This window comes from Mycobacterium sp. (genome assembly GCF_035499775.1).
Taxonomy (GTDB): Bacteria; Actinomycetota; Actinomycetes; order Mycobacteriales; family Mycobacteriaceae; genus Mycobacterium.
In genome coordinates this window covers 1-26,859 of sequence record NZ_DATJYB010000221.1, presented here as the reverse complement: position 1 = coordinate 26,859, position 26,859 = coordinate 1, and the positions used below count along the sequence as shown (strand labels likewise).

Annotated in this window: 24 protein-coding genes and 2 pseudogenes; 14 read left to right on the top strand and 12 right to left on the bottom strand. The window is 67.8% G+C overall.

Annotated features, from left to right (window positions below):
* Positions 1–296: pseudogene (locus VML93_RS14475) on the top strand (transcriptional regulator); the annotation flags it as partial.
* A 178-nt stretch (positions 297–474) separates the two neighbouring features.
* Here the strand turns inward: VML93_RS14475 and VML93_RS14470 are convergent.
* Positions 475–1,107 carry a hypothetical protein gene (locus VML93_RS14470; protein ID WP_414686353.1) on the bottom strand — a complete coding sequence of 211 codons (633 nt, stop codon included), beginning with the start codon at positions 1,105–1,107 and terminating at the stop codon, positions 475–477.
* A gap of 73 nt (positions 1,108–1,180) precedes the next feature.
* On the opposite strand from VML93_RS14470, the gene VML93_RS14465 reads away from it, so the two are divergent.
* Positions 1,181–1,819, top strand: coding sequence for a hypothetical protein (locus tag VML93_RS14465; protein WP_325611594.1), 639 nt, complete (start codon positions 1,181–1,183; stop codon positions 1,817–1,819).
* Between the two features lie 2 nt (positions 1,820–1,821).
* Positions 1,822–3,396, top strand: coding sequence for a DNA polymerase Y family protein (locus VML93_RS14460; protein WP_325611597.1), 1,575 nt, complete (start codon positions 1,822–1,824; stop codon positions 3,394–3,396).
* Between the two features lie 4 nt (positions 3,397–3,400).
* Here VML93_RS14460 and VML93_RS14455 read toward each other — a convergent pair whose 3' ends face one another.
* On the bottom strand, positions 3,401–4,138 hold the full coding sequence (locus VML93_RS14455) for a cutinase family protein (protein WP_325611592.1): 738 nt from the start codon (positions 4,136–4,138) through the stop codon (positions 3,401–3,403).
* 41 nt (positions 4,139–4,179) lie between these two features.
* Positions 4,180–5,142, bottom strand: a complete 963-nt coding sequence (locus VML93_RS14450; RefSeq protein ID WP_325611590.1) for a nucleoside hydrolase — start codon at positions 5,140–5,142, stop codon at positions 4,180–4,182.
* A 34-nt stretch (positions 5,143–5,176) separates the two neighbouring features.
* On the opposite strand from VML93_RS14450, the gene cmaA1 reads away from it, so the two are divergent.
* On the top strand, positions 5,177–6,040 hold the full coding sequence (cmaA1, locus tag VML93_RS14445) for a cyclopropane mycolic acid synthase CmaA1 (protein ID WP_325611589.1): 864 nt from the start codon (positions 5,177–5,179) through the stop codon (positions 6,038–6,040).
* Here cmaA1 and VML93_RS14440 read toward each other — a convergent pair whose 3' ends face one another.
* A complete protein-coding gene (locus VML93_RS14440; protein ID WP_325611587.1) occupies positions 6,041–8,041 on the bottom strand; it encodes an SDR family oxidoreductase in 2,001 nt (666 codons plus the stop codon).
* Between the two features lie 56 nt (positions 8,042–8,097).
* Positions 8,098–8,850, bottom strand: coding sequence for a histidine phosphatase family protein (locus VML93_RS14435; RefSeq protein ID WP_325611585.1), 753 nt, complete (start codon positions 8,848–8,850; stop codon positions 8,098–8,100).
* 94 nt (positions 8,851–8,944) lie between these two features.
* Between VML93_RS14435 and VML93_RS14430 the strand changes: the two genes are divergently transcribed.
* The gene (locus tag VML93_RS14430) at positions 8,945–9,817 is read left to right on the top strand and encodes a MaoC/PaaZ C-terminal domain-containing protein (protein ID WP_325611583.1); all 873 of its coding nucleotides are present in this window, start codon (positions 8,945–8,947) and stop codon (positions 9,815–9,817) included.
* A 3-nt stretch (positions 9,818–9,820) separates the two neighbouring features.
* On the opposite strand, the gene otsB is transcribed toward VML93_RS14430, so the two are convergent.
* Positions 9,821–10,987: a trehalose-phosphatase gene (otsB, locus tag VML93_RS14425; RefSeq protein WP_325611581.1), complete on the bottom strand. Its 1,167-nt coding sequence runs from the start codon at positions 10,985–10,987 to the stop codon at positions 9,821–9,823.
* A gap of 39 nt (positions 10,988–11,026) precedes the next feature.
* Positions 11,027–12,343 carry a wax ester/triacylglycerol synthase family O-acyltransferase gene (locus VML93_RS14420; RefSeq protein ID WP_325611579.1) on the bottom strand — a complete coding sequence of 439 codons (1,317 nt, stop codon included), beginning with the start codon at positions 12,341–12,343 and terminating at the stop codon, positions 11,027–11,029.
* Between the two features lie 151 nt (positions 12,344–12,494).
* Here VML93_RS14420 and VML93_RS14415 point away from each other — a divergent pair, with 151 nt between their 5' ends.
* From VML93_RS14415 to VML93_RS14400, 4 genes are all read left to right on the top strand, one after another.
* Complete coding sequence (locus tag VML93_RS14415; protein WP_325611577.1) at positions 12,495–15,791, top strand: error-prone DNA polymerase; 3,297 nt, start codon at positions 12,495–12,497, stop codon at positions 15,789–15,791.
* Positions 15,792–16,109: 318 nt separating this feature from the next.
* Positions 16,110–16,457 (top strand): hypothetical protein, encoded by a 348-nt coding sequence (locus tag VML93_RS14410; protein WP_325611576.1) that lies wholly within the window; start codon positions 16,110–16,112, stop codon positions 16,455–16,457.
* Between the two features lie 129 nt (positions 16,458–16,586).
* Positions 16,587–17,426, top strand: a complete 840-nt coding sequence (locus VML93_RS14405) for an oxidoreductase (RefSeq protein WP_325611574.1) — start codon at positions 16,587–16,589, stop codon at positions 17,424–17,426.
* 106 nt (positions 17,427–17,532) lie between these two features.
* Entirely contained in the window at positions 17,533–18,177 is a 645-nt protein-coding gene (locus VML93_RS14400; RefSeq protein WP_325611572.1) for a nitroreductase family protein, read from the top strand.
* A 2-nt stretch (positions 18,178–18,179) separates the two neighbouring features.
* Here the strand turns inward: VML93_RS14400 and VML93_RS14395 are convergent, their stop codons facing one another.
* From VML93_RS14395 to VML93_RS14385, 3 genes are read right to left on the bottom strand one after another with little or no spacing between them, the layout of a single operon-like run.
* On the bottom strand, positions 18,180–18,506 hold the full coding sequence (locus tag VML93_RS14395) for a YciI family protein (protein ID WP_325611570.1): 327 nt from the start codon (positions 18,504–18,506) through the stop codon (positions 18,180–18,182).
* A gap of 31 nt (positions 18,507–18,537) precedes the next feature.
* Positions 18,538–18,891, bottom strand: coding sequence for a hypothetical protein (locus VML93_RS14390; RefSeq protein WP_325611569.1), 354 nt, complete (start codon positions 18,889–18,891; stop codon positions 18,538–18,540).
* Between the two features lie 15 nt (positions 18,892–18,906).
* Entirely contained in the window at positions 18,907–19,371 is a 465-nt protein-coding gene (locus VML93_RS14385) for a tRNA (cytidine(34)-2'-O)-methyltransferase (protein WP_325611567.1), read from the bottom strand.
* Positions 19,372–19,621: 250 nt separating this feature from the next.
* On the opposite strand from VML93_RS14385, the gene VML93_RS14380 reads away from it, so the two are divergent.
* Genes VML93_RS14380 through VML93_RS14360 form a run of 5 tightly spaced genes read left to right on the top strand, consistent with a single transcriptional unit; the run spans position 19,622 to position 24,396 of the window.
* Positions 19,622–22,438, top strand: coding sequence for a sensor histidine kinase (locus tag VML93_RS14380; RefSeq protein ID WP_414686352.1), 2,817 nt, complete (start codon positions 19,622–19,624; stop codon positions 22,436–22,438).
* On the top strand, positions 22,435–22,881 hold the full coding sequence (locus VML93_RS14375; protein WP_325611563.1) for a roadblock/LC7 domain-containing protein: 447 nt from the start codon (positions 22,435–22,437) through the stop codon (positions 22,879–22,881). Before VML93_RS14380 ends, VML93_RS14375 begins: the two co-directional genes overlap by 4 nt.
* Before the next feature lie 6 nt (positions 22,882–22,887).
* Entirely contained in the window at positions 22,888–23,271 is a 384-nt protein-coding gene (locus VML93_RS14370; RefSeq protein ID WP_325611561.1) for a DUF742 domain-containing protein, read from the top strand.
* Positions 23,252–23,836, top strand: coding sequence for an ATP/GTP-binding protein (locus tag VML93_RS14365; RefSeq protein ID WP_325611559.1), 585 nt, complete (start codon positions 23,252–23,254; stop codon positions 23,834–23,836). Before VML93_RS14370 ends, VML93_RS14365 begins: the two co-directional genes overlap by 20 nt.
* Complete coding sequence (locus VML93_RS14360) at positions 23,836–24,396, top strand: pentapeptide repeat-containing protein (protein ID WP_325611558.1); 561 nt, start codon at positions 23,836–23,838, stop codon at positions 24,394–24,396. Before VML93_RS14365 ends, VML93_RS14360 begins: the two co-directional genes overlap by 1 nt.
* Before the next feature lie 9 nt (positions 24,397–24,405).
* On the opposite strand, the pseudogene VML93_RS14355 reads toward VML93_RS14360, so the two are convergent.
* Positions 24,406–24,561 (bottom strand): annotated as a pseudogene (locus tag VML93_RS14355) (FHA domain-containing protein); the annotation flags it as partial.
* A gap of 144 nt (positions 24,562–24,705) precedes the next feature.
* Positions 24,706–26,859 (bottom strand): ATP-binding cassette domain-containing protein (locus VML93_RS14350; protein ID WP_325611556.1); only part of this gene is annotated, 2,154 nt, incomplete at its 5' end.

Sequence of the window (26,859 nt, the reverse complement as noted above, 5' to 3'; positions counted from 1 at the left end):
TGAACGGGTTCCTGGCCGGAATCCTGCTGGCGTTCGACCCGGTCAAGGCCGCCGGTCTGGATGCAACGTACCGGGTAGAGATCGATGACCGCCGATTCGAGTTCGCGGTGCTCCAGAGCCGGCTCGCGGGTGCTCGCGGCGAGCCTGCGGTGACGGTAACCGCAAGTGCCGCAGATCTTTTCACGGCGCGCCTGGGGCCTACCGAAGCCAAGCGCAAGGCGGCGCTGCGGCGAGTCAACTTCTCTGGTGACCAGCGTGACGTCGACGCGGTGCGGTCGGTATTTTCGCTCCGCTAGATTCGGCGCGGCCGTCCTCCTCGGCTCGCCGAACGCGAAGCCTGGGCAGCGAAAGCCAAGGTTTCACAACGAAAGCCGTGACTCTTCACACTGAAAGCCGTACCGCCGCGCGAGCGGCCGCAAATGTACGGGGATGACTGGTAACGCCGTACAAATGCGCGCGCTCGGCTGCCGTCGGCTATGTCACTAACTCGCGTTTGCCGTACGCGATGGTGGCGGCGCTCCAGCGACCACCGGCCGCGCCGACGAGCCGGCGGGCGATATCGAGGTCGTCGCTTCCGGCGACCAGGATCAAAGCGTGGTCGGTGGTCGTGACAGAGCCCCCCAGCAGTCGGCGGTGTGCGGCTGCGTCAGCCACGAACGCTTCGCGAAAGCGTGCGATGTCGATGTCGGGCACGGTGATGGTGACCGCGTTGGCTTCGTTGCGCGGCAGGTAGTCGAAGGTCAGCACCGCCTCCTGGTTGAACTGGGTGCGCAGCGCTTCGGCTGCGGTGTGCAAGGTGGGCTCGTCGACAACGCACAGATGAAACTCGCGCGAGCGCTCGTCGGTGGTCTGTTGTAGCTGCTCTGACCAGAACACCCCGTCCACCGGGGTCGAGCCGGTAACCACCGTGCCGTTGAGTGCGAAGGTCACGTCGGCTTGTAGTTCGAACAGCTGTGAGTCGCCGATCGGATTGCTGGCGAAGAGCTCTGCCGCGCGGCAGGCCGGGCCTTCACCGCCGGCCGATGGGGCCACTCCAACACCACAAATCACCACGAGCCACACCAGTATCGGAACGATTCTGCACGGCCGCACAAGGCAGCGTCTCATGCCTTGACGCTTGTCGGAGGGCAGGTGTTCAATCGAACATATATTCGAACAATCCCCGGTTAGGAGGCTTGGCATGACTGCGGCTTCTGCCTCCGATCTGCGCCAGGAAAGCCGCGCTGAACAGCTGAAACTGCTGCGTCAGAAGATGGTTGCGATATCTGGGAGCCGCGCGCGCTCAGACGACCTGCTGCCGGAGCCGACAGAGCAGGCGCTGTTGCCGCGGGGGACGGTGGCGGTGCTGACGGGGGCCCGGTCGCTGGTGCTGAGCATGGTGGCATCGGTGACGGCGGACGGGGGCAACGCGGCAATCGTCGGTCAGCCGGATATCGGGTTGCTGGCCGCGGTGGAGATGGGGGCGGATCTGAGCCGGCTCGCGGTGATACCGGATCCCGGGACCGATCCGGTCGAGGTGGCAGCGGTGCTCATCGATGGCATGGACCTGGTGGTGCTCGGTCTGGGCGGGCGCGGGGTGCCCTGGTCGCGGACTCGGGTTGTGGCGGCGCGTGCACGTCATAAAGGTTGCACTCTGCTGGTCACCGACGGCGACTGGCAAGGGGCGCCGACGCGGCTTCAGGCCCGGGTTTGCGGTTATGAGATCACACCGGCTCATCGGGGGGTGCCTGCCCCGGGGTTCGGACGGATCAGTGGGGTGCGGCTGCAGATCAGCGGGTGTGCGGGGGAACGGGTGATCGGCCGGGTTCGTACGGGGTGAGTCTGATGGCTTCCCGAGTGCTGGCGATCTGGTGCATGGACTGGCCCGCGGTGGCGGCGGCGGCAGCCGCGGGCGAGCCCGCGACGGCTCCGGTCGCGGTCACTTTGGCCAACCGGGTGATCGCGTGCTCGTCGGCCGCCCGTGCGGCGGGAGTGCGACGGGGTCTGCGGCGCCGGGAGGCGGCTGCCCGTTGCCCGCAACTGCACGTCGCGACCGCCGACGCTGACCGCGACGCCCGCTTCTTCGAGGGCGTGATCGCGGCGGTGGACGACTTGGTGCCCCGCGCCGAGGTGCTGCGGCCCGGGCTTTTGGTGTTGCCGGTGCGCGGAGCGGCCCGCTATTTCGGGTCCGAGCAGCAGGCGTCCGAGCGGCTGATCGACGCGGTGGCCGCGGTCGGCGCCGAGTGTCAGGTCGGGATCGCCGACCAGTTGTCCACCGCGGTCTTCGCTGCGCGTGCGGGCCGTGTCGTGGAGCCGGGGCAGGACGCACGGTTTCTGTCGGTGCTGTCGATCCGGCAGCTCGCCACCGAGCCGAGCCTGTCCGGTCCGGGGCGAGAAGAGCTGACGGATCTGTTGTGGCGGATGGGGATTCGCACCATCGGTCAGTTCGCCGCGCTGTCCCGCACCGACGTGGCTTCCAGGTTCGGCGCCGACGGGGTGGCCGCGCACCGGTTCGCCCGCGGCGAATCCGAACGTCTGCCTTCCGGTCGTGAGCCGCCTCGGGAACTCGAGGCGGTGCTGGACTGCGACCCGCCGATCGACCGGGTTGATGCCGCGGCATTCGCCGGGCGCTCGCTGGCCGACACGCTGCATCAGATGCTGATGGCCGCCGGAGTGGGATGTACCCGGCTGGCCATCCACGCCGTCACTGCCAACGGCGAAGAGCTGCAACGGGTGTGGCGGTGCGCCGAGCCGCTGACCGAGGATGCCACCGCAGACCGGGTGCGCTGGCAACTGGACGGGTGGTTGAGCAATCGGATGGCCAAGGACCGGCCGACGTCGCCGGTGACGCTGTTACGGCTGCAGGCGGTAGAGGTGGTATCCGCCGAGGCGCTGCAATTGCCGCTCTGGGGCGGCCTGGGAGAGGAGGACAGGCTTCGGGCCCGGCGCGCGCTGGTGCGGGTACAGGGCTTGCTCGGCCCGGAAGCGGTGCAGGTGCCGGTGCTGTCCGGCGGTCGCGGGCCGGCCGAACGCATCACGTTCACTCCGCTGGGTGACGAGCCGGTGCCGCAGGCCGACCCGGGCCAGCCGTGGCCCGGCCAACTGCCCGGGCCGTCGCCGGCGGTGCTGCTCGACGACCCGGTGGAATTGCTTGACGTCCAAGGAAATTCGATACGGGTGACCAGCCGGGGGATGTTCTCCGCCGACCCTGCGCGACTGACCGTCCGGGGCCGGGAGGACCGGCTGAGCTGGTGGACCGGACCGTGGCCGGTCGACGAGCGGTGGTGGGATGACCAGCCTGCGGACGGTCAAGGGCGCAGCCGCACCGCCCGTGCCCAGGTGCTGTTGGAGAGCGAGCGCGCGATGTTGCTGTGCTACCGCCAAAGGAGGTGGTATCTCGAAGGAATCTACGAGTGACCCGTCAGGATCCAAAGCCTCGGTGTGGGGCTCCCACCGTCTGTGGCGCGCCGTGGCCTCCCTGCAGCTGGCTTGCGGCGAAAGCCGCCCCCTGCTCGACGATGGCCCCGTCGTTCGCGTACGTGTCGTGCGCGGCGAAATTCAGCCCGTCCGAGCAAACCGGGTCCTCGGTAGCGCAGACCTTGAGGGTCTTCGCCTGATAGGCCGGGCCGATGACGATCGGCGGCTCGCCCAGGAAGTCCATGGCCCGGACGTTCGGCGTCCCGAACAGGACGACCGCGGCGACGTGGTCAGCCACCGCCGGGTCCAACGGCTTTGGCACGGTTGCAGGGTCGACCGAATCCGGCACCGCGTTCGACGTGACGAAACCCATCACCGCCGCGCCCTGGGAGTAACCGCCGAGCACCATCTTGGTCTGCGGACAACTGCCCGCCATCGAAACGACATGAGCGCCCGCGTCTCTAATGCCGTCCAGGCCCGTCTGCCACTGGTCGGCGGCGGGGTAGTTGACCGGATACACCTCCACCGGCCTGCCGCCGACACGTGTGCGCAGGGAGTCGACGAATGCCTGTCCGGTGGGCCCGACACCGGGAGGTTCGCCGGTACCGCGGGCGAACACCACCTGCACGTCGGGGCAGGGCTGGGCGGATGCGATGCCGGGGGCGGCTAGGACGGCCGCGCTGACGCACGACGCTGTGACGACTGCAGGACCAAGGGAACGAAATATGTGACGTGCGCTCATGACGGATTACTGCCCGCAAAAACGGTGTCTAAACACCCAAGTTATGGCGATGTTCGAGTTCGCCACCGTGCGAACGGCCCGACCCGTTCGATGTACCGTTCGAAGAACGACGCCGCATCGACGTCAATACCAATGTGCGCGTTGGGCGCTCGATCCCTTGACCAGTCGGCCCTCGTCATGCCGCGCGGATCCGCCAGCTCGACGTCCACCGTGGCCGGCCGGGTCGCCATCAGCTCCGGGTCCAGCGCGACCGCGGCGGCCAGCGGGTCATGCATGAATGCGAGATACCCGTGGCCGCGGACCTGGTGCGACTCGAAGTAGAACCGCATCGCGTCCTCGATCAACCGGGTCAACGCGGACGGGCCCGCGTCGGACACCAGCCTGGTCAGGATCTCCGGCGTCATCGCCACCCGGCGCGTCACGTCCAGGCCGCAGACGATCGGAAGTTGTTGTTGCCCTTGCCAAGCCGCGAAAACTTCGGCCGCCGCCTCGGGATCCACCCGGATGTTCCATTCGGCCGCCGGAGCGGCACGAGTGCTCGCGCCGAACATGCCGCCCATGATCACCAGCCGGCGCAACAGCGACGGCAGCGCGGGCTCGGCGCGCAGGGCCAGCGCCAGGTTGGTCAGCGGTCCGGTGACCAGTCCGATCAGCTCCCCGGGGTGGGCGTGCGCGGCGCTCACCCAGCCGGCCACCGCGTCGTGGCTGGTGATCCGGCGATCGGTGGGGGGCAGCTCGGCATAGCCTAAACCCTTGGGGCCGTGGAACTTTGCGTGATCGGGCCAGCTCCCGCTCAGTGGTTCGTCGGCGCCTTTCGAAACGGGTATGTCGGCGGCCCGGCACAATTCCAATAGGCCGAGGTTGTTCGCGCAGACCTGGTCCACCTCGATATTTCCGCCCGTCGAGGCGATGCCGACCAGCTCGGCGTCCGGGCTGGCCAACAGGAATATCAACGCCATCGCGTCGTCGATACCGGTGTCGACGTCGGCAACCACGGCGTTCACCGGCGTCACAATACGCTGGCTCTAGGCTGGCATGATGCCCGACGACCTAAGGCCGCATTTCGACGACGTGCAGGCCCATTACGACCTGTCCGACGACTTCTTCCGGCTGTTCCTCGACCCCACCCAGACCTACAGCTGCGCCTACTTCGAGCGCGACGACATGACCCTGGAAGAGGCGCAGATCGCCAAGATAGACCTGGCGCTGGGCAAGCTCGGACTACAGCCGGGCATGACCCTGCTCGACGTCGGCTGCGGATGGGGCGCCACCATGATGCGAGCGGCGGAAAAGTACGACGTCGACGTCGTCGGCCTCACCTTGAGCCGCAACCAGGCCAAGTACGTCGAGCAACTGATCGCGAAGTCCGAAAGCCCCCGCTCGATAAGGGTTCTGCTGCAGGGCTGGGAGCAGTTCGACCAGCCGGTCGACCGGATCGTCAGCATCGGTGCCTTCGAGCATTTCGGCCACGAGCGCTACGACGCGTTCTTCACCTTGGCACACCGATTGCTGCCTGATACCGGAATCATGCTGCTGCACACCATCACCGGGCTGCATCCCAAGGAAATACACGAGCGCGGCCTGCCGATCTCGTTCACCTTTGCCCGATTCCTGAAGTTCATTCTCACCGAGATCTTTCCGGGCGGGCGGCTGCCGTCGATACCGATGGTGCAGGAGCACGCCACCGCAAACGGCTTCACCGTGACCCGGGTTCAGTCGTTGCAGCCGCACTACGCGAAAACCCTCGACTTGTGGTCTGCCGCACTGCAAGCCCATAAGGACCAGGCCATCGCGCTGCAATCCGAGGAAGTCTACGAGCGCTACATGAAGTATCTGACCGGGTGCGCCGAGATGTTCCGCATCGGGTACATCGACGTCAACCAATTCACCTGCGAGAAATGACTACCAGTGCACCCCGGGCACCAGGCGCACCAGTCGCTTGACCGGCTTGGGCACCGCCATCCGCGTGACGGCCCGGGCCGGACGCTTGGGACGGCGAGGAAGCGGTTGAGTCACAACAGAGTCGGCCACTCCGCGTGCCGCGGCCGAGTCCGGGTAGCCCAGATAAAGCTGATGCAGAACGCGCCGCGACACCCGTGGCGCGAAGTAGTTGCCGGCTTCGGCGACGGTGCCCACCGGGGTATCGATGCGCACCGGCTTGTCGACCAGGCCGCGCACCACCATCGCTGCCGCGCGCTCGGGACTGATGGCCGGCACCGGGTTGAGCCGGTGTGACGGCGCGATCATGGGTGTGCGCACCAACGGCATGTGGATGTTGGTGAAGGTGATGTGGTCGGACAGCGTCTCGGAGGCGACCACGTCGGAGAACGCGTCCAACGCCGCCTTGCTGGGCAGATACGAGCTGTACTTGGGATTGCGGGCCTGCACGCCGGCACTGGACACGTTGACGACGTGACCGAACCGGCGTTCCCGCCAGTGCGGCAGCAGCGCCAGCACCATTCGCACCGCGCCGAAGTAGTTGACCGCCATCACCCGCTCGTAGTCGTGCATCCGGTCCGTCGCGTTGACCACCGACCGGCGTATCGACCGGCCGGCGTTGTTCACCAGGTAGTCGACGTGGTCGAAGCGGCCCAGGATGTCTTTGACGGTGTGCTCCACCGACGTGGAATCGGTGACGTCGCAGGTAAATGCGTAAGCCTGCCCACCGTTGGCGCGGATCTCGGCGATCAGGTGGTCGAGCGCTTCGCCGTTGCGGGCCAGCGCGAACACCGTCGCGCCGCGCTCGGCCACCGCGATCGCCGAAGCCCGGCCGATGCCGCTGGAGGCGCCGGTGATGATGACGTGGCGGCCGCGCAGCGGCTCCTTGGGATCGTCACGACGCGCGCGATCGGGATCGAGGTGCTCGGCCCAGTACCGCCACAACTTGGGTGCGTAGCTCGAGAACTCGGGCACGTCTTCAATCCCGGTGCCGCGCAACGCCTTTTGGGTCTCTTCGGACACGAACGTGGGGGCCAGGTCGACGACGTCGAAGATCTCGGCGGGAATCCCCAGCTGGGTGGCGGCCATGTTGCGCAGCACCTTGGCGCGCCCGCGCACCCTGAGCACCGGCGCCGCCACCGAGCGGGGCAGCGCCCCGCGTACCGGGGGCAGTCCGGCCGCGCCGGCGATCCCGCGGTAGATGCCGCGCAGTCCGATGGTTTTCGGTGCGGTCAGGTGGAATACCCGCCCGTCGGAATCGGCGACATGCATCAGCGCGACGAGCGCGTCGGCCACGTAGTCGACCGGGACGATGTTGGTGCGCCCGGTGTCGGGCAGCATCAGCGGCGTGAACCGGGGGAGCACGGCCAGCTTCGACAGCACGCCGAAGAAGTAGTAGGGCCCGTCGATCTTGTCCATCTCGCCGGTGCGCGAATCGCCGACCACCACCGCCGGGCGATAGATGCGGTAGCGCAGTCCGGGGGTCGAGCGCACCAGCGACTCGGCCTCGAACTTAGTCCGGTGATACGGAGTCGGCAGTTGCTGGCCGACGTCGAAGTCGTCCTCGGTGTAGTCGCCGGCGAAGTCGCCGGCCACGGCGATCGACGACACGTGGTGCAGCGTGGCATCGAGCCGGCGGGCCAGCTCGACGACGGCGCGGGTGCCCTCGACGTTGGCGGCGCGTTGCTCGGCCTCACCGGCGGTGATGTCGTAGATCGCTGCGCAGTGCACCAGATGGTCGACCCGGCCCAGCTCGGCGATGGTCTGCTCGGAGAGGTCCACTGTCGGCAGCTCGCCGACCAGCGGCTTCGCCCGTTCGCCCCAATCGAGCGCCAGGCGTTCGAAGCGGGCCAGCGACTGACGACGGACCAGAACCCAGACCTGGGCGTCGGGCTGGCTGTCCAACAAGCGAGATACGACGCGGGACCCGATTAACCCGGTACCGCCGGTAACGACATACCGCATGACGCCCATGTTGGCGGCTGCCGGCCGCCCGAGTCAACCGGATGTGACCCAGACGATCAGCTGTTGAAGTCCTTGATGCCGTCCCAGTCCACCAGGGTCCAGCCGTTGGTCGGGTTGCCGGTGATCACGACGCGGCCGACGTTCGGCAGTGGATGGCTGCCGGGCCGCTGTGGAGCTACCTGATCGGGGTCCTTCGGCTGATCTGGGACCACCAGGCTGGTCTTGGGGTTCTTCACGTTCATCATTGTCCAGACCATGATCGCCGTCCCCTGGGAGAAGACCACCGGCTTGTTGTGGCCGCTTTCGTAGATCTTCTTGATGGCGGCGGTGAAGTGCTCGTTGAAATCTCTCCCGTTGGTCGACCCCGGGATGCTGTCGTTCACATCGCCCTGGATCCAGTGCACCGGCGCCACCATGTACGTCGAGTAGGCCATCGATTCGGGCTTGCCGTTGTACCAGCCGGCAGGGATCGAACCGAGCCCGGGCAGCACCTCAACCTGCTTGCTGAGTTCGCTGGCCAGCGGCGCGGCGGTCTGCTGGGCTTCGGCGAGGTCGGAGGAGTAGATGCTGTCGATGTCCTTATGGACGATCTGGTGCACCAGCGCCTGCGCCTGCGTCTTGCCGTCGGCGCTGAGCCCGGGACCGGGCACACCGGTTTCGATGATGCCGTCGGCGTCAGCCTGGGACTGGGCATTTCGGACAAAGGTCAACGTGATGCTGCGTGCCTGCGGTTCTCCGCCGCAAGCACCGACGACCAGCGTTGCGGCGAGCACCGCCGCCAGTTTCCAGACCAATGTGCGGTTGCGCATGGCGATAGCCTGCCCTGCCGATGGGGTCGGTGGGAAGGGTTTGCGATGGTTGGGTGCAGAAAAGGCTCGAATTTGGAATCCAGAGGAGACTCGCATGGCGATTAACCCGAATGCCATCGGCGCGGTGACCGACCCGATGCTGTTCGAATGGACCGACCGGGACACGCTTCTCTACGCGCTCGGTGTCGGCGCCGGCGCCGAGGACCTGCGGTTCACCACCGAAAACAGCCACGGCATCCCCCAGCAGGTGCTGCCGACCTACGCGGTGATCTGCTGCCCGGCGTTCGGGGCTGCCGCCAAGGTCGGAACGTTCAACTGGGCCTTGCTCTTGCACGGCTCCCAGACGATTCGCCTGCATTCACCCTTGCCGCCCGCCGGAAAGCTGTCGGTGGTCACCGAGGTCGCCGACATCCAGGACAAGGGCGAGGGCAAGAACGCGGTCATCATGCTGCGCGGCAAAGGCAGCGACCCGGATTCGGGGGCGCTGGTCGCCGAAACGCTGACCACCCTCGTCATCCGCAAGGAAGGCGGGTTCGGCGGCGTGCCCGGGGAGCGGCCCGTCGCGCCGGAGTTTCCGGACCGTGAGCCCGACGCCCGTATCGCGCTGCCCACAACCGAGGACCAACCGCTGATCTACCGGCTGTCCGGCGACCGCAATCCGCTGCACAGCGACCCCTGGTTCGCCAGGGAGATGGCCGGTTTCCCCAAGCCGATCCTGCACGGGCTGTGCACCTACGGGGTGGCGGGACGGGCGCTGGTCGCCGAACTCGGCAAGGGCGACGCCGGCAACGTCACCTCGATCGCCGCGCGCTTCAGCTCGCCGGTGTTCCCGGGAGAGACGCTGACCACCCTGATCTGGCGCACCGAACCCGGCAAGGCGGTCTACCGCACTGTCATCGACGGAGCCGACGGCGCCGAGACCCGGGTGGTGCTCGACGACGGCGCGGTGGAGTACGTCGAGAGCTAACGCTCAGGTCCCGCTGTCGACACCAGCCTCGGCAAGCTGCCGGGCCAGCCGCCCGGTGAACTCGGCGGCCCGTTCGGGGCTGTCCAAGGCAAACAGCGCGGCGGTGGCGCGGTCACCGTCCTCGTTGTGCCGCACCAGAATTGGCACGCCTTGCACGTCGCTGTCGCGGACCGCGTCGAACGCGTCCTCGTCGGTGATGTCGTCGCCGAGATAGATCGGCACCAGTGGACCAGAGCCCGCATGCTGCAGGTGATCGATCACCCAGCGAAGTGTTTTCCCCTTGTCCCAGTCGATGTCGGGCCGCAGCTCGATGACCTCTCGGCCCGTCGTCACCCGAAGCGCGTCGCGCTGGCCCGCCGCGCGCACCGCCGCGGCCACTTCGCCGACCCGGTCACGGGCGGCGTTGCGGTAGTGCACGGCCACACCGAACCGCTTGTGCTCTACCACGACGCCGGGGATCGACCCCAGCTGGTCGCGGAGTTGGGCGGCCGCCTCCGCCAACACCGGTATGGCCGCCGCAGCGGCGTCGTTCTGGTGATGCGTGCCGTCGGGCGCGGTCAACTCGAAGCCATGGCTGCCGGCATACCAGATGCCGGGCAGTCCGACGCGGTCGGTCACATCGGCGAGGTCGCGGCCGGACAGCACGGCGACCGGGCAATTCGCGGCCAGCTGCTGCAGCGCCTCGGCGGCACCCGGCGCGGGCGTGGCCGAGTCGGGATCGTCGACGATGTCGGACAGCGTGCCGTCGAAGTCGAAGAACACCGCCGGCTGCCGGGCGGTCAGACCGTCGGCCAGGCCGAGGGCCTGTAGGGCGTCGGGAAGCTGCGACATCCGCCGATCCCCGGTTCGGACGCTGACCTCAGCCAGGTCGGCGACCACCGTGTCGGCGCCATAGCCACGCAGCGCGTCCCGGTGTCCGGTCGGGTCGACACCTATCACCAGCGCGAATCCCGCGTCGCGGGCGGCGGTCACACCGGCCGGGTCACGGGCGACGACGACGGCGCGGCCCGGACGTGCCGCCAGCCGCTCGGCCGCCTCGGTCAGTTCACCCGTCGACGAGAACACGCCGGTCTGGACGCCGACGTCGTGCAGTTGCTCGACCATCGGGACATTCAACGCCGCGTCGAACAGCACCGCGTCGTGGCGGCGCGGGTCGATGGTGACCGGCATGACTCACCTTCTCACGGTGGTCAACTCCGGTTGCAAGCGTCAGCGGCGCGCTCGTGCCGTCGGCATGGACGCGCGCCGGCGTGGGGTGCCGCGCTTGCGACGGTCCTTGGTGAAGAGCAGCACTGAGTCCTGGCTGAGCGCCACCAGCCGCGTCATCCCCAACTCGATACCCTCGGCGAGCCGTTTGACGTCTGGAGCGGCGTCGTAGTCGGCGGTTATGCCGAACACCAATTCGTCGCCGTAGCTCAGCACTGCGACCCCGGTGCTCAGCTGCAGTGCCGTCGGCGGGATCGGCAGCACCCGCTCCATCCGCTGGCCCATCAGCTGCAGCCGGTGCCGTGGCCCGGGCACGTTGGTGGCCAGCGTCACGATGCCGCGCTGCGGCAGCCGGGCCAGCAGCTGAGTCACCGGGCCACGAAACGGAATTGGCAGGTATTTGACCGCCGATTCCAGGATGCCGGGTTGCTGCTCGACGTTCGGCTTGGCCTTCAGCCGGTTGTGCACCGTGCGCAGCCGCTGGACCGGGTCGTCATGGTCGACGGGCAGATACGGCAGCATCGCCGACAGGGTGCGCAGCGAGTCCGCACGCGGTTGTTCGCCGCGGTGCAGCAGCACCGTCCGGAAGCCCTCGGTGATGGCCGCCAGCGCAACGTCATTGGTGGTCACACCGAATTTGCGGCAGACGCTGTCGACGGCGGCAATGGGGACTCGTACCGTCTGGTACCGCCGCATGGTGACCGGAGCCGCGGTGGACGTCCGCCAGGGCAGGACGGCTTCGACGTAAGAACCCAGCACCTTCCCGACTATGCCCGCCGACGTTTGCCACAGGGCGTCGGCCCAGCTCGGCATGCCGACGTGGGACGGCAAGACATGTTTGGCACCGACGTGGTTGGCGAACATGTCACTGTCGGCATCGTCGCAGAGTCGGGTGAGCAGATGGGCCGCGGAGATACCGCCGTCGGCCATGCCGTGGTGAATCTTCATCACGATCGCCCACTGGCCGTCTTTCAGGCCCTCGATGACCCAGCACTCCCACAGCGGACGGTCCGGGTCGAGGGGACGCTCCAAGGCGTGGGCGACGGCCCGGAACAATTCCGTGTCGTCGCCCGGTCGGGGGAGTGCCACCCGTCGCACGTGCTGGGTGATGTCGAATTGCGGGTAGTCGACCCATTCCGCCCTGAGCACCTGCGTGCACCGCGGTATCGACTTGATCCGTTCTGCCAGTAAGCCTTTGAACTGATCGTAGTCAGGCACGGTCCCGTTGACGACGGCGACGGCCCCGATGGCCAGGCTGGCATGCCGATCCGGATCCGGAGCCCTCAAAAAGCCCGTATCCAATGTCGTCAGTTGTCCCATGCCCAGTCTCCGCGGTCGCTTTGCCCTGGTACAAGTATCCGTTGCCGCCCAGTGGCCCGATAGGCATCTAAGGTTAAGAGCTTGTTTTGGAGTTGAAGATTATTTAACAACCCGCGTATTTATTCGAACATATTTTCGATAAACTGTCGGGGTGGGCTGGTTTAACGGGCCGCCGAGCTGGGCGGAGATGGAGCGGGTGCTCGACGGCAAGCCGCGCCATGCCGGTGCGCGGCTTGCGGCCAACCCCCCAGAAGTCCCAGAAGACGGTCCTTTGTCGCGCCGGCGCCCGACGTACCGGCCCCCGGAGGACGACCGGGTGGTCCGCTCGTCCATCGCGTATGCCGAGCTTCATGCGCATTCGGCGTACAGCTTCCTGGACGGGGCCAGCACGCCGGAAGAGCTGGTCGAAGAGGCCGCCCGGCTGGATCTGCGTGCTCTCGCGCTGACCGACCACGACGGCCTGTACGGAGCGGTGCGGTTCGCCGAAGCCGCCGCGGAACTCGACGTGCGTACCGTGTTCGGCGCCGAACTGTCTTTGGGGTCCGGTGCCCGTACCGAGCAGCCGGATCCGCCCGGCCCACACCTGCTGGTGTTGGCCCACGGCCCGGAAGGCTACCGTCGGCTGTCGCGCCAGCTGGGCGCGGCGCATCTGGCCGGGGGTGAGAAGGGCAAGCCGCGTTACGACTTGGATGCGCTGACCGAGGCGGCCGGCGGGCACTGGCACATTCTGACCGGATGCCGCAAAGGCCATGTGCGCCAAGCGCTTTGTGACGGCGGCCTTCAAGCCGCGGAGCGGGCGCTGGCCGATCTGGTGGACCGGTTCGGCGCCGAGCGGGTCAGCATCGAGTTGACCCATCACGGTCAGCCGCTCGACGACGAACGCAACGCGGCGCTGGCCGGGCTGGCACCGCGCTTCGGTGTCGGTGTTGTCGCCACGACCGCAGCGCATTTCGCCCATCCGTCGCGCGGGCGGCTGGCCATGGCGATGGGAGCGATCCGGGCCCGGCAGTCCCTGGATTCGGCCGCCGGGTGGCTGGCCCCGCTGGGCGGATCGCACCTGCGGTCCGGGGAGGAGATGGCCCGGCTGTTCGCACAGCGTCCCGAGGCGGTGACCGCCGCCGCCGAACTCGGCGATCAGTGCGCGTTCGCGCTGGCGCTCATCGCACCGCAACTGCCGCCGTTCGACGTGCCCGACGGGCACACCGAGGACAGCTGGCTGCGGTGGTTGGTCATGGCGGGGGCACGCGACCGCTATGGACCGCCCGAAGGCGCGTCACGGGCGTACGCGCAGATCGAGCACGAGCTGAAAGTCATTGCACAACTGAAGTTTCCGGGTTACTTCCTGGTGGTGCACGACATCACCCGGTTCTGCCGGGAGAACGACATCCTGTGTCAGGGCAGGGGATCGGCGGCCAATTCCGCGGTCTGCTACGCCCTGGGCGTCACCGCCGTCGACCCGATAGCCAACGAGCTGTTGTTCGAACGCTTCCTATCGCCCGCCCGCGACGGGCCGCCCGACATCGACATCGACATCGAGTCGGATCAGCGGGAAAAGGCCATCCAGTACGTCTACGACAAATACGGCCGTGACTACGCCGCCCAGGTCGCCAATGTCATCACCTACCGGGGGCGGATCGCGGTGCGCGACATGGCCCGCGCCCTGGGCTTCTCGCAAGGCCAGCAGGACGCGTGGAGCAAGCAGATCAGTCACTGGAACGGGCTGGCCGACTCTCCCGACATCGAGGACATTCCGCCGCAGGTGATCGATCTGGCGAACCAGATCCGGAATCTGCCGCGGCATATGGGCATCCATTCCGGCGGCATGGTGATCTGCGACCGTCCGATCGCCGACGTGTGCCCGGTGGAGTGGGCGCGCATGGAAAATCGCAGCGTCCTGCAGTGGGACAAAGACGACTGTGCGGCAATCGGTTTGGTCAAGTTCGACTTACTCGGACTGGGCATGCTCTCGGCACTGCACTATGCGACGGACCTGGTGGCGGAGCACAAGGGCATCGACGTGGACCTGGCTCGGCTCGATCTGTCCGAGCCGGCGGTGTACGAGATGCTGTCGCGCGCCGATTCCGTCGGCGTGTTCCAGGTGGAGTCGCGCGCGCAGATGGCCACGTTGCCCCGGCTGCGGCCGAGGGTGTTCTACGACCTGGTGGTGGAGGTCGCGCTGATCCGCCCCGGGCCCATCCAGGGCGGGTCCGTGCACCCCTACATCCGGCGCCGCAACGGCATCGACCCCGTCGTCTACGACCACCCGTCCATGGCGTCGGCCCTGCGAAAGACGCTGGGAGTGCCGCTTTTTCAGGAGCAGTTGATGCAGCTCGCCGTCGACTGCGCCGGGTTCTCCGCCGCCGAGGCCGACCAGCTGCGGCGCGCCATGGGGTCCAAGCGTTCGACCGAACGGATGCGACGGCTGCGCGGCCGGTTCTACGACGGGATGCGCGCGCTGCACCGCGCCACCGACGAGGTGATCGAGCGGACCTACGAAAAGCTGGAGGCCTTCGCCAATTTCGGCTTCCCCGAAAGTCACGCGCTGTCCTTCGCGTCGCTGGTGTTCTACTCGTCGTGGTTCAAGCTGCACCATCCGGCGGCGTTCTGCGCTGCCTTACTGCGTGCCCAGCCGATGGGTTTCTATTCACCGCAGTCGCTGGTGGCCGATGCGCGCCGGCACGGCGTGCTGGTGCACGGACCCGACGTCAACGCCAGCCTGGCGCACGCCACTCTGGAAAACGCGGGTGTTGAGGTCCGGCTCGGCCTGGGCGCGGTGCGTCATATCGGCGACGACCTGGCCGAACGGCTGGTCGAAGAGCGAAAAGCCAACGGCCCGTTCAACTCTCTGCTGGATTTGACTACGCGGTTGCAGTTGAGCGTGCCGCAGACCGAGGCGTTGGCGACCGCCGGAGCGCTGGGCTGTTTGGGGATGGCGCGGCGCGAGGCGCTGTGGGCGGCCGGGGCCGCGGCCACTCAACGGCCGGACCGGTTACCCGGAGTGGGCTCGTCGTCGCACATCCCGGCATTGCCGGGGATGAGCGAGCTGGAGCTGGCCGCGGCCGACGTGTGGGCCACCGGTATCTCCCCGGACAGTTATCCGACCCAGTTCCTGCGGGCGGACCTGGACGCGATGGGGGTGGTCCCCGCCGACGCGCTGGGATCGGTGCCCGACGGCGACCGGGTGCTGATCGCAGGTGCGGTAACCCACCGGCAGCGGCCCGCGACGGCCCAAGGGGTGACGTTCATCAACCTCGAGGACGAGACCGGGATGGTCAACGTGCTCTGCACTCCGGGGGTGTGGTCGCGGCATCGCAAGCTGGCGCACACCGCGCCGGCGCTGCTGATCCGCGGTCAGGTGCAAAACGCCAGCGGCGCGATCACCGTCGTGGCCGAGCGGTTAGGCCGCATCTCCCTGAGCGTCGGATCGAAGTCCCGCGACTTCCGCTAGAAATCCCGTCGCGACGTGTGCAGAATGCCGGGGCGGGGAAAGGCACTGCTTTGCGTATTCGGTTTTGAACGGCGGAATATAGGCCAAGCCGGACGTGTTCCACAAAAATGTTGCAACGCAGAGCGGCCCGGGACACCTTGGGCCGCTTCTGCGCCGATCGGCTCTTGACCTGCAGACCTTCACCGCACAGGACACGCCTCAGTTGACATCGCCAATCCGTCGAGTCGTAAACTATCGCCTGATCACCGCGGCTCAACCACAAGTTCTGGTCATCGCTTGGAATCGGCTGTATGGATTCAATGTCTTGAGGGAGTCGAAATGAAATTCAAGATTGCTCGCCATGGCGCTGCGATATTGGGTTGTACTGCGGCGCTTGTTTTTTCTCCCGCCGTTGCCAGCGCTGATCCGCCTGACCCCCACCAGCCGGACATGACGAAGGGCTTTTGCCCGGGCGGTCGATGGGGTTACGGCAATTTGGCCGTGTGCGACGGCGACAAGTACCCCGACGGGTCGTTTTGGCACCAGTGGATGAAAACCTGGATTGCCGGACCTCAGTTCTACTACGACTGCGTCGGCGGCGACGAACCTCTCCCGGGCCCGCCACCGCCCGGTGGCTGCAACGGCGCGATTCCGCCCGAGGGGCCGCCGCCCCCGCCCCCAGCCTGATCTAGGCGGGTCGCGCCGCCCAGGGGCCGCAAATTGCCAGGATCTGGCGGGCGGATTTTGTGTGCATTTGGGGCCGCTCGCGGGGCGGATCCGGTAGACGTCAACCGTCAACGGCCGCAGAGTAAGACAATGCCTGATTCCAAAGTCTGGTTTCTGACCGGAGCTTCGCGCGGGTTCGGACTCGAGATCGCACGCAGGATCCTGAGCCAGGGTGACCGGGTGGTCGCCACCGCACGTCGCGCCGATCAGATCCGCGGTCAGCTTCCCGACGCGGGTGACGCTCTGATCGCTGTAGACCTCGACGTCACCAACGGCGACCAGGCGGCCGCGGCGGTGCAAGCCGCCCTCGACGCGTTCGGCCGCATCGACGTGCTGGTGAATAATGCCGGCCGCGGTCTGCTCGGGGCGGTGGAGGAGGCCTCCGATGCCTCCGCCCGCGCCGTCTACGAGGTCAACGTGTTCGGCACGCTGACCATGCAGCGGGCCGTGCTGCCGCTGATGCGCCGCCAGCGCTCCGGCCACATCATCAACATCAGCTCCGTCGGCGGGCTGCTCGGCTCGCCCGGGTGGGGCGTCTACTGCTCCACCAAGTTCGCGATGGAAGGGTTCAGCGAGGCGCTGGCCAGGGAAGTCAGGCCGCTGGGGATCTGGGTAACCATCGTCGAACCCGGCTATTTCCGCACCGACTTCCTCGACGCATCCAGCCTGGACACCGAGGAGACCGTGATCGCCGACTACGAAGCCACCGCCGGCGCCATGCGCACCCACGCCGCCGACGTCAACCACGCCCAGCCCGGCGACCCGGTCAAGGCCGCCGCGGCGATCGTCGGCATCGCTGCGGCGCCCGAGCCGCCCGTGCACCTGCTGTTGGGCACGGACTGCGTCGGCGCGGTCGAAGCCAAGATCGCCGACCTGCAGGCGGACATCGATGCGTGGCGGGCCGTGTCCCTGTCCACCGACCACGACTAGCGTGCGGTCACTCCGTGCGGGTGGTCCAGACCTTGGTCGGAAGTGAGCCTGCTGGAAACCTCTTGTGTCAGTTCGATGCTCACGGACCCAACGGTAGCCTCCACGTATGACCCTCGATCTGTCCGTCGACGAAGTCCTGACCACCACCCGTTCGGTGCGCAAACGGCTCGACTTCGACAAGCCGGTGCCGCGCGACGTGCTGATGGAATGCCTCGACCTCGCGTTGCAGGCGCCCACGGGGTCCAACTCGCAGGGCTGGCAGTGGGTGTTCGTCGAGGACGCCGCAAAGAAGAAGGCGATCGGCGACATCTATCTGGCCAACGCGCGCGGCTACCTCAGCTCACCCGCCGCCGGATACGCCGAGGGCGACATCCGCGGCGAGCGGATGGGCCTGGTCCGCGATTCGGCCACCTACCTCGCCGAACACATGCACGAGGCGCCGGTGCTGATGATCCCGTGCATCCTGGGCCGGGAGGACAAGTCACCGCTGGGCGGGGTGTCGTTCTGGGCTTCGCTGTTCCCGGCGGTCTGGAGCTTCTGCCTGGCGTTGCGGTCCCGCGGATTGGGCTCCTGCTGGACGACGCTGCACCTGCTCGGCGACGGCGAGCGGCAGGCCGCCGACGTACTCGGCATTCCTTACGACGAGTACAGCCAGGCCGGCCTGTTTCCGATCGCCTACACCAAGGGCACCGACTTCCGGCGGGCCAAGCGACTGCCGGCCGAGAGCCTGACGCACTGGAACGCCTGGTAACCCTACGTCCCCAGCGGCCAGACCTCGACGACCCCGTGCGCCATCGCGCAGGGAGTTCGGCTCACCCGCTCGATCGCCGCGTCGAGATCCTCGGCTTCGAGCACCGCGAATCCCGCGATCGGCAGTGCTGATTGCAGGAAGGGTCCGTGCTTGACCTGCACACCCGCGCCCTCCGTATTACGCACCTGCACGGGCCGGCCGGCAGTTCCGATGACTGCGCCGGCCGCGCTGAGCTCGTCGTCGCGGGCGTGCGCGGCTTGCCGGCATTCGTCGCTGACGCGGTTGTACCCGGCTTCGTCGCCGTAACCGATGGTGATGAAAGTAGCCATATCTAATGACGACTCGGGCGGCCGCCGAGACTCATCGCGGGCCGTCGAGTTTCACGTTGACCCAGACGTGACCGGCGCTGTCGCGTTCGGTGACGGCGTGTCCGGCCTGGTCCGCGCCGTCCAAGCCGACCAGAGTGATCGGCCCGCCTTTCCCGAGGAAGTTGCGCCACCACGATTTTCTGTCGGGCCACCCCACGTCGATCCTGATTCCGCCGTCCCGCCGTGAGTATGCAACCGGAATCTCGAACTCCTTTCCGGAGCGTCGTCCGACGTAGCGGATCACCACCAGTTTGCGGCCGAACACCTTGCCCAGCAGCGGCGCGGTCGCCAGCCAGCTGGCGAAGGGATTGGCCCGACGAATGAGGTCGTTGAATTCCGTGCTCACGAGCACCGATGCTACTCAGATCGCCCCCGCGTAGCCCTGCTGCCGCCAGGCCTCGTAGACGGCGATCGCCGCGGCGTTGGACAGGTTCAGCGAACGTCGGCCCGCCAGCATCGGAATGCGCACCCGATCGGTGATGTGTTCGTCGGCCAGCGTCGCCGCGTCCAGCCCGGTGGGCTCGGGGCCGAACATCAACACATCGCCGGGCCGGTAGCCGACGTCGGCAAACGAACTGGTGCCCCGCGCGGTGAACGCGATCACCCGCTCCGGCGACAGTGCGTCCCACGCGGCCTGCAGCGACGGGTGCACCGTGACCGACGCCAGATCGTGATAGTCCAGGCCGGCCCGCCGGAGTTTGGGTTCGGACAAGTCGAAGCCGAGCGGCTCGACCAGGTGCAGCTCGCAGCCGGTGGCGGCCGCGGTCCGGATGGCATTGCCGGTGTTGGGGGCGATACGCGGGGAGACGAACATCAGCTTGAACACGACACGGTTTTCCTCCCGCTAGCCGGTGCCTGGAAGGTTACGACGTTTGCCACGGCGGCCACCGGGCGCAGTTCATAGAAGTAGCAATGTGGAGACCTAGGCCCTGGGCTGTCATACTCGCAGGATCGCCAGGCGTTCATCGTTCGCGCTCTACCTGGGGCGGGCGGCATAAAGCAGGAAGTTTCATGAGCCTCTCTTTTGTCGGAGCGCGCAGAGTCAGCGCAGCGGCCCGCACCGCGGCCGCAGCCACGTGACCATGTTCACCCGCCCGGCCGGCCCGGCTGCGGCGGTTCCCGACGACTTCTCGGATGTCCATGCCGTCGAGGCGGCGCCGGCGAAACGGCCGCCGAACTGGTCGTTGCGTAACTGGCCGGTCCGGTGGAAGGTCCTGGCGATTGCGCTGGTACCGCTGCTGCTGGCAACGGTCTTTGCTGGATTGCGCGTCGCGAGTGCGGTGGACAGCTCCAGCAGCCTCCGGCTGGCCGCTGCCCGGGCTGACGTGATACCGGCGATCACCAAGTACATGTCGGCGCTGGACGTCGCATTGTCCGCGGGTTCCTCCGGCCGCGACGTCGAAGGCGCCAAGAAGAACTTCGAGGCCCGCAAATACGAGCTGCAAACCCGGCTGGCCGACACCGACGTGATCCCCGACGTCCGATCGGGCGTGAGCGGTCTGTTGAACGGCGGTCAGGCGCTGTTGGACAAGGTGCTGAGCAACAGCATCGGTCTGCGTGACCGGGTGACCACCTACGCGCCGCTCCTGCTGACGGCTGAGAACGTGATCAACGCGTCGGTGCAGGTGGACAACGAGCACATCCGGGCCCAGGCCGAGGGCCTGAGCCGGGCGGTCGGCGCCCGTGGGCAGATGACCATGCAGGAGATCCTGGTAACCCGCGGCGCGGACCTTCCCGAGGCGCAACTGCGGACCTCGATGATGACCCTGGCCGGCACGGAACCGTCGACGCTGTTCGGGATGGCCGAGGTGCTCGGCGCCGGCTCCCCGGAGGCCAAGACGCTGCAGCAGCAAATGGTGACCCGGATGGCCATCATGTCCGATCCGGCCAGTTCGCTGGTCGACAATCCCGAGCTGTTGCACTCCATACAGACCACCGACGGAATCGCCGAACAGATCATCAAGGACGCGACCACCGCGGTGACGAAGTCGGTGCAGAGCCAGGCCGACGCCAAGCGCGATGCCGCGGTCCGCGACGCGCTGGTGGTGCTGGCCGCAATCGCCTTCGCGGCAATCATCGTGCTGCTGGTGGCGCGCGCGCTCGTCGTGCCGCTGCGCGTGCTGCGCGACGGCGCGCTGAAAGTCGCCCACACCGACCTCGAGGACGAGATCGCCCGGGTGCGCGCGGGCGACGCCGAGCCGATCCCGCAGCCGCTGGCGGTGTACACCACCGAGGAGATCGGCCAGGTCGCACACGCGGTCGACGAGTTGCACACCCAGGCGCTGCTGTTGGCCGGCGACGAGGCGCGCCTGCGATTGCTGGTCAACGACATGTTCGAGACCATGTCTCGGCGCAGCCGTTCGCTGGTCGACCAGCAGTTGTCGCTCATCGAGCGGCTGGAACGCAACGAAGAGGATCCCGACCGGCTGGACACCCTCTTCCGGCTGGATCACCTGGCGGCGCGGCTGCGCCGCAACAGCGCCAACCTGCTGGTGCTGGCGGGCGCGCAGCTTTCGCGTGACCAGCGTGAGCCGGTGCAGCTGTCGACGGTGGTCCAGGCCGCCGTTTCCGAAGTCGAGGACTATCGCCGGGTGCAACCTGCGGCGATGCCCGACTGCACGGTGGCCGGCGCGGTGGCCGGCGGCCTCATCCACCTGCTGGCCGAGTTGATCGACAACGCGCTGCGCTACTCGCCGCCGACGGCACCGGTTCGGGTGTCCGCGGCACCGGCCCGGGACGGCGGGGTGTTGCTGCGTGTTTCGGATGCCGGCCTGGGCATGAACGATTCCGATCGGCGCATCGCCAACATGCGGCTGCAGTCCGACGGCGAGGTCACCCCCGATTACGCACGCCACATGGGCCTTTTGGTGGTCAGCCGGCTGGCCGCGCCGCACGGCATCCGGGTTCGGCTGCGCGGTCCGGCGATGTCCGAGGGCGGCCAGGGCACGACCGCCGAGGTCTACCTGCCGCTCACCGTGTTCAGTGAGGCCTCGGTCGTGGTTCGGGGTGCGCGGGCGCGCGGACGCGGCCGCGCCGCCGCACCGCCGCCGGCCGTCGCGCAGCCCACCGAGCCGGCCGTCGCGCAGATTGCCGAGCCGGCGGTCGCGCCGCCCACCGAGCCGGCCGTCGCGCAGCCCACCGAGCCGGTGGCCGCCGTGGTCGAAATGCCGAATCGCAACGGCATGGGGGGATCCGAGCCGCCGGTCACGTTGTTGCCGCGGCGCAGCCCGGGGTCCAGCGGCATCACCGAAGTTCCGCCGGCCGAGACCCAGCCCCGGCGGCAGCGCCGTGAGCTGGCCACTCCGTGGTGGGAGCACGGGGTGGCGGCGGAGCCCAAGCAAGCGCCCGCGCCGGCGCCGACCCAGGCCGCATCGGACACCTCGGCGTTCTTCTCCGCGCGGTCGGCGGTGCAGTCGGCGTCACTCTCCCCGCCGCCGTCGCCCGAGCCAGTCGCTGCGCCACCCGAGCCGCCGCCCACCAAGCCGGCCCCGCCCGACCCGTCCGATGATGACGTCATCTACCAGCGAATGCTCGCGGAGATCGTGGGCGACCCACACGAGCTGGCACAGCACCCCGACCTCGATTGGAAGTCGGTGTGGGACCGCGGCTGGGTGCTGGCCGCGCACGCCGACGAGACGCCCGTCGAGTCCCGCACCAACAGCGGCCTGCCGGTGCGCAAGCCCGGCGCCCGGCTGGTTCCGGGAGCGGCCAACGGAACCGAATCGAGAGACGGGAACACCTGGCTGCGTTCCAGCGGTACCGAACAGCCCGAGCACGCCGTGGCGGGGCGGGATCCCGAAGCGGTTCGTGCCTCGATGGGCAGGCATTTCGGCGGCGTGCACAGCGCACGATCGCACGCCCGCGAAACTAATCAAGGACCGGATGAGCAATGAGGACGCAAGCCTCGGGCAACACACTGGACTGGCTGGTGTCGAAGTTCGCCCGGGATGTGCCCGGGGTGGCGCATGCATTGCTGGTGTCCGTCGACGGGCTGCCCATCGCCGCCAGCGACCGACTGCCGCGGGAACGAGCCGATCAGCTGGCCGCGGTGGCGTCCGGGCTGGCAAGTCTGGCGACCGGCGCCGCGCAGCTGTTCGAGGGTGGGCAGGTGCTGCAGTCCGTGGTGGAGATGCAGCGGGGCTATCTGCTGTTGATGCGCGTCGGCGACGGCTCGCATCTGGCGACGCTGGCGGTGACCAACTGCGATATCGGCCAGATCGGGTATGAGATGGCCCTGCTCGTCGAACAGGTGGGCGGCGTCGTGGAGTCGTCCCGCCGCACGGCATCGCCGCCCGCACCGTCACCCGCGCAGTTTGATCGCCCGGCGTATTCCTAAGCCGCGATGGACGGACGCGAGCCGCCGGAGGAGGCGTTACCCGCACGTAAGGCCAGTTTGGTCCGCCCGTATACGCTGACGGCCGGACGGACCGGCACCGATGTCGATCTCCCCCTGGAAGCGCCAGTGCAGACGCTGCAGGCGGGGCTGGCGCACCGGTGGCCGACCAACGAGGTGCGCGGCAGGATCATCCGGCTCTGTGTCAAGAGCCCGTCGGTCGCGGAGATCTCAGCCATGCTGGATTTGCCCGTGGGCGTCGCGCGCGTCTTGGTCGGCGATCTGGTCACGGCCGGTTACCTTCGGGTGCACAGGACGTTGACCGATCGTTCGACCCGCGGTGAGCGCCACGAGCTCATAGGAAGGACACTGCGTGGCCTTAAGGCACTCTGAGGCGCACTCTGACGGGCCCGCCACCGCTTCGACGAAGATCGTCATCGCGGGCGGGTTCGGCGCCGGCAAAACCACATTCGTGGGCGCGGTTTCGGAGATCATGCCGCTGCGGACCGAGGCGCTGGTCACCGACGCCTCGACCGGGGTCGACATGCTGGAGTCCACCCCGGACAAGCAGACGACGACCGTCGCGATGGACTTCGGCCGGATCACCCTGGAAGAGGACCTGGTGCTCTACCTGTTCGGGACGCCGGGCCAGCGCAGATTCTGGTTCATGTGGGACGACCTGGTGCGCGGGGCGATCGGCGCGATCGTCCTGGTCGACGTCCGGCGCCTGCAGGACAGCTTTGCCGCGGTCGACTACTTCGAGTATCGCAACCTGCCGTTCCTGGTCGCGGTCAACGAGTTCGAAGGCGCACCGACATATCCGCTCGGTGCGGTGCGCGAAGCGCTGACGCTGTCGGCCCACATCCCGATGATCACCGTCGACGCCAGGGATCGCAGGTCGGCGACCGATGCGCTGATCACGGTGAGCGAGTACGCGCTGGCCAGCCTGGTGGAGTAGTGGCGGGGGGCGACGAGCAGTGGGCTGACTGCGAATTCACCGGCCGCGACTTCACCGACGAGGACCTGAGCCGCCTGTGCACGGAACGGGCCGTGTTCACCGAATGCGATTTCAGCGGCACCAACCTGGCCGAGTCGCAACACCGGGGGTCGGCCTTTCGCAACTGCACATTTCGCCGGACATTGCTGTGGCACAGCACATTTCAGCAGTGCAGCATGCTGGGGTCGGTCTTCGAGCAGTGCCGGATGCGGCCGTTGACATTGGACGAGGTGGATTTCACGCTGACGGTGCTCGGCGGCAACGACCTTCGCGGCGTCGACCTGAGTGGCTGCCGGCTGCGGGAGGCCAGCCTGGTGGAGACGGACCTGCGCAAGGCCGTGCTGCGGGGCGGCGATCTCAGCGGTGCGCGCACCACCGGCGCGCGGCTGGACGGCGCCGACCTGCGCGGCGCGACCGTGGACCCGTCGTTGTGGAAAACCGCGTCATTGGCGGGTGCGCGGGTCGACGTCCCGCAAGGCCTGGCCTTCGCGGTGGCCCACGGCCTGCGGTTGGACGGCTGAGAACCAAGGCGCGGCCTGCCTTTGGTCGGTCAACGTTCCGCCGGTGTAGGTCAGATCGGTGTTGCCGATGGTGACGACATCGTCGTCGCTCAACACCGCTGATCCGACCCGTATCCCGTTGACGAACGTCCCGTTTGTGCTGCGGCAGTCGCGAATCTGGGTCCCACGATGAGCACAGGTGCAGCCCAGTTCATGACCACTAGCTGTAGCCGCTGCGGCGGGATTGAAACTGTGAAGTGGCTGGGCGAGTAGCCGCAAAAGCGCTCATTTCCGCAGGAAAATGCGTGCTTTTGCGTCTGCTCGCCACACTTAGCGCTTGAGGCGGATGCGCAAGCGCACGGCAACGCCGTAGACCACCGACAACAACACCAGCATGCCCATGTCGAACAGCCAGGTTGCGGCTGTGTGCTTGAAATGGCTGTCCTTGGGACTTTGCGGACCAGGCGACACCGTCCACAAATCGATCGTCGACCCCCCTGCGGCGTATCCCCACCGTGAGGGCACCGCCCACGACAGCTGGTCGAGGAAGGGCCGGTTAGTCACTGGCACCATGCCGCCGGACAGCACCATCTGCATCATCAGCGACACCACCAGCAGCGGCATGATCTGCTCGCTGGAGCGCGCCACCGCCGACATCAGCAGACCGAGCATCGCCGCGGCCACACATGTCAGCGCGACGGCGACGAACAGCTCGAGGGTGGCCGCGGAACTGGAGGGGCCGAACAGCACGGCGCCTTTAGTCGGCGCGCCCTTGCCCACTACCACGATGGCGGTGGCGATCGCGGCCTGAATGATGGCGAACACGCTGAACACAGCGATCTTGGCCAGCAGATACGCCGTGGTCGACAGGCCGACGGCCTGCTCTCGCCGGAAAATCGGACGCTCGCCGATCAGGTCGCGAATCGTCAGCGCGGTACCCATGAACGCGGCGGCCATGATGAGCAGGGTCAAAATCATCCCTGCTTCGCCGGCCGACTCACTCACCGGGTCGGCATAGCCGAATCCGGTATTGCCGACGACGGTCAGCGAGAGCGCACCCATGACGAATGGCAATATCGCCAGGAACGCGAAGTAGGCCCGGTCGGAGACGACCAGGCGGATCTGGCGTCGGGCGATCGTGGAGAACTGGCGACGCTTGCTGGTGTGCGCCGGTTCGCCCAGATCGCCCTCCACTTCGACCTGCGGGGGCGGAGGTGGCTCCCGCTGAGCCAGAAAGCGGCGATTGGCCTCGTCGGGGTCGGCGCCCACCTTCGCGAAAATGTGGGCCCAGTTGGTGGTGCCCATGACCTCGCCGATCTGGTCGGGCGGGCCCAGGAACGCCGTCTTGCCGCCGGGCGCCATCAGCAGCACCTGATCGCAGACATCGAGGTAGGTCAGCGAGTGCGTCACCACCAGCACCACCCGGCCGGCGTCGGCGAGTTGCCGCAGCATCGTCATGACCTGCAGGTCCAGCGCCGGATCCAGGCCCGACGTCGGCTCGTCCAGGATCAGCAGCGACGGTCCGGTCAGCAGTTCGAGGGCGACCGAGGCGCGTTTGCGCTGGCCGCCGGAAAGGTCGTCGACGCGGGTGTCGGCGTGCTTGGTCAGACTCAGTTCTTCGAGAACCTGGGCGACCACCTGGTCCCGATCGGCCTTGCTGGTATCGGGTGGCAGCCGCAATTCGGCGGCGTAGCCGAGCGCCTGGTTGACCGTCAGCTGGCGGTGGACGACGTCGTCCTGCGGGACCATCCCGATCCTGCTGCGCAATGACGCGTACTCGGTGTGGATGTTGTGCCCTTCGAAGGTGACCGCCCCGGAGCTGGGAGTGGTGTATCCGGCGATCAGCCGCGACAGCGTGCTCTTGCCGGCGCCGGACCCGCCGATGAGGGCGGTCAGGGTGCCGGGCCGGGCGATCATCGAGATGTTCTGCAGCAACGCCTTGTCGCCGATGGTGAAGCCGACGTCGCGTACCTCCAGGCCGCCGGTGCGAGTGGCGACTTCGGCGCGGCGGACCAGGACGCCTTCGTTGAAGACCAGGTCGACGTTGCCGATCGTCACCACGTCGCCGTCGCCCAGCAGCGCCGAGCCGACCCGGACCCCGTTGACGAATGTGCCGTTGGCGCTTTGCGCGTCGCGGATCTCAGCGCCCAGCGCGGTCGGGATCAAATACGCGTGGTAACGCGACGCCAGCACGTCGTGGATGACGATGTCGTTGTCGATCGCCCGGCCGATCTTGGCGGCGCCCGCGGCGGGGCGTGCTGAACCGCGCCCCAGAGCCCTCATCCGCCTGGTCGGGCCCTCGGGTTCCTGTCCCGTCTTGGCCAGTGCGCCGGCCTTGATGATCGGGACGGCCCTTCGGCGCTGCGCTTCATCCGGCGGGGACAGCTGCGGCTGCATCTGTGTCGGAGGCTGGTCCGGTGGCGGGGGCTGGGCCGGCGACGTCCGGGCAGCCGGCGGAGCCTGGCGGGGCGGGACCCGCTGCGG

Coding starts and splice junctions, on each gene's coding strand:
- VML93_RS14470 (WP_414686353.1), bottom strand. CDS start 1,107: ATGAGACGCTGCCTTGTGCGGCCGTGCAGAATCGTTCCGATACTGGTG.
- cmaA1 (WP_325611589.1), top strand. CDS start 5,177: ATGCCCGACGACCTAAGGCCGCATTTCGACGACGTGCAGGCCCATTAC.
- VML93_RS14455 (WP_325611592.1), bottom strand. CDS start 4,138: ATGAGCGCACGTCACATATTTCGTTCCCTTGGTCCTGCAGTCGTCACA.
- VML93_RS14430 (WP_325611583.1), top strand. CDS start 8,945: ATGGCGATTAACCCGAATGCCATCGGCGCGGTGACCGACCCGATGCTG.
- otsB (WP_325611581.1), bottom strand. CDS start 10,987: ATGCCGGTCACCATCGACCCGCGCCGCCACGACGCGGTGCTGTTCGAC.
- VML93_RS14370 (WP_325611561.1), top strand. CDS start 22,888: ATGGACGGACGCGAGCCGCCGGAGGAGGCGTTACCCGCACGTAAGGCC.
- VML93_RS14405 (WP_325611574.1), top strand. CDS start 16,587: ATGCCTGATTCCAAAGTCTGGTTTCTGACCGGAGCTTCGCGCGGGTTC.
- VML93_RS14435 (WP_325611585.1), bottom strand. CDS start 8,850: ATGCGCAACCGCACATTGGTCTGGAAACTGGCGGCGGTGCTCGCCGCA.
- VML93_RS14420 (WP_325611579.1), bottom strand. CDS start 12,343: ATGGGACAACTGACGACATTGGATACGGGCTTTTTGAGGGCTCCGGAT.
- VML93_RS14410 (WP_325611576.1), top strand. CDS start 16,110: ATGAAATTCAAGATTGCTCGCCATGGCGCTGCGATATTGGGTTGTACT.
- VML93_RS14395 (WP_325611570.1), bottom strand. CDS start 18,506: ATGGCTACTTTCATCACCATCGGTTACGGCGACGAAGCCGGGTACAAC.
- VML93_RS14400 (WP_325611572.1), top strand. CDS start 17,533: ATGACCCTCGATCTGTCCGTCGACGAAGTCCTGACCACCACCCGTTCG.
- VML93_RS14440 (WP_325611587.1), bottom strand. CDS start 8,041: ATGCGGTATGTCGTTACCGGCGGTACCGGGTTAATCGGGTCCCGCGTC.
- VML93_RS14375 (WP_325611563.1), top strand. CDS start 22,435: ATGAGGACGCAAGCCTCGGGCAACACACTGGACTGGCTGGTGTCGAAG.
- VML93_RS14465 (WP_325611594.1), top strand. CDS start 1,181: ATGACTGCGGCTTCTGCCTCCGATCTGCGCCAGGAAAGCCGCGCTGAA.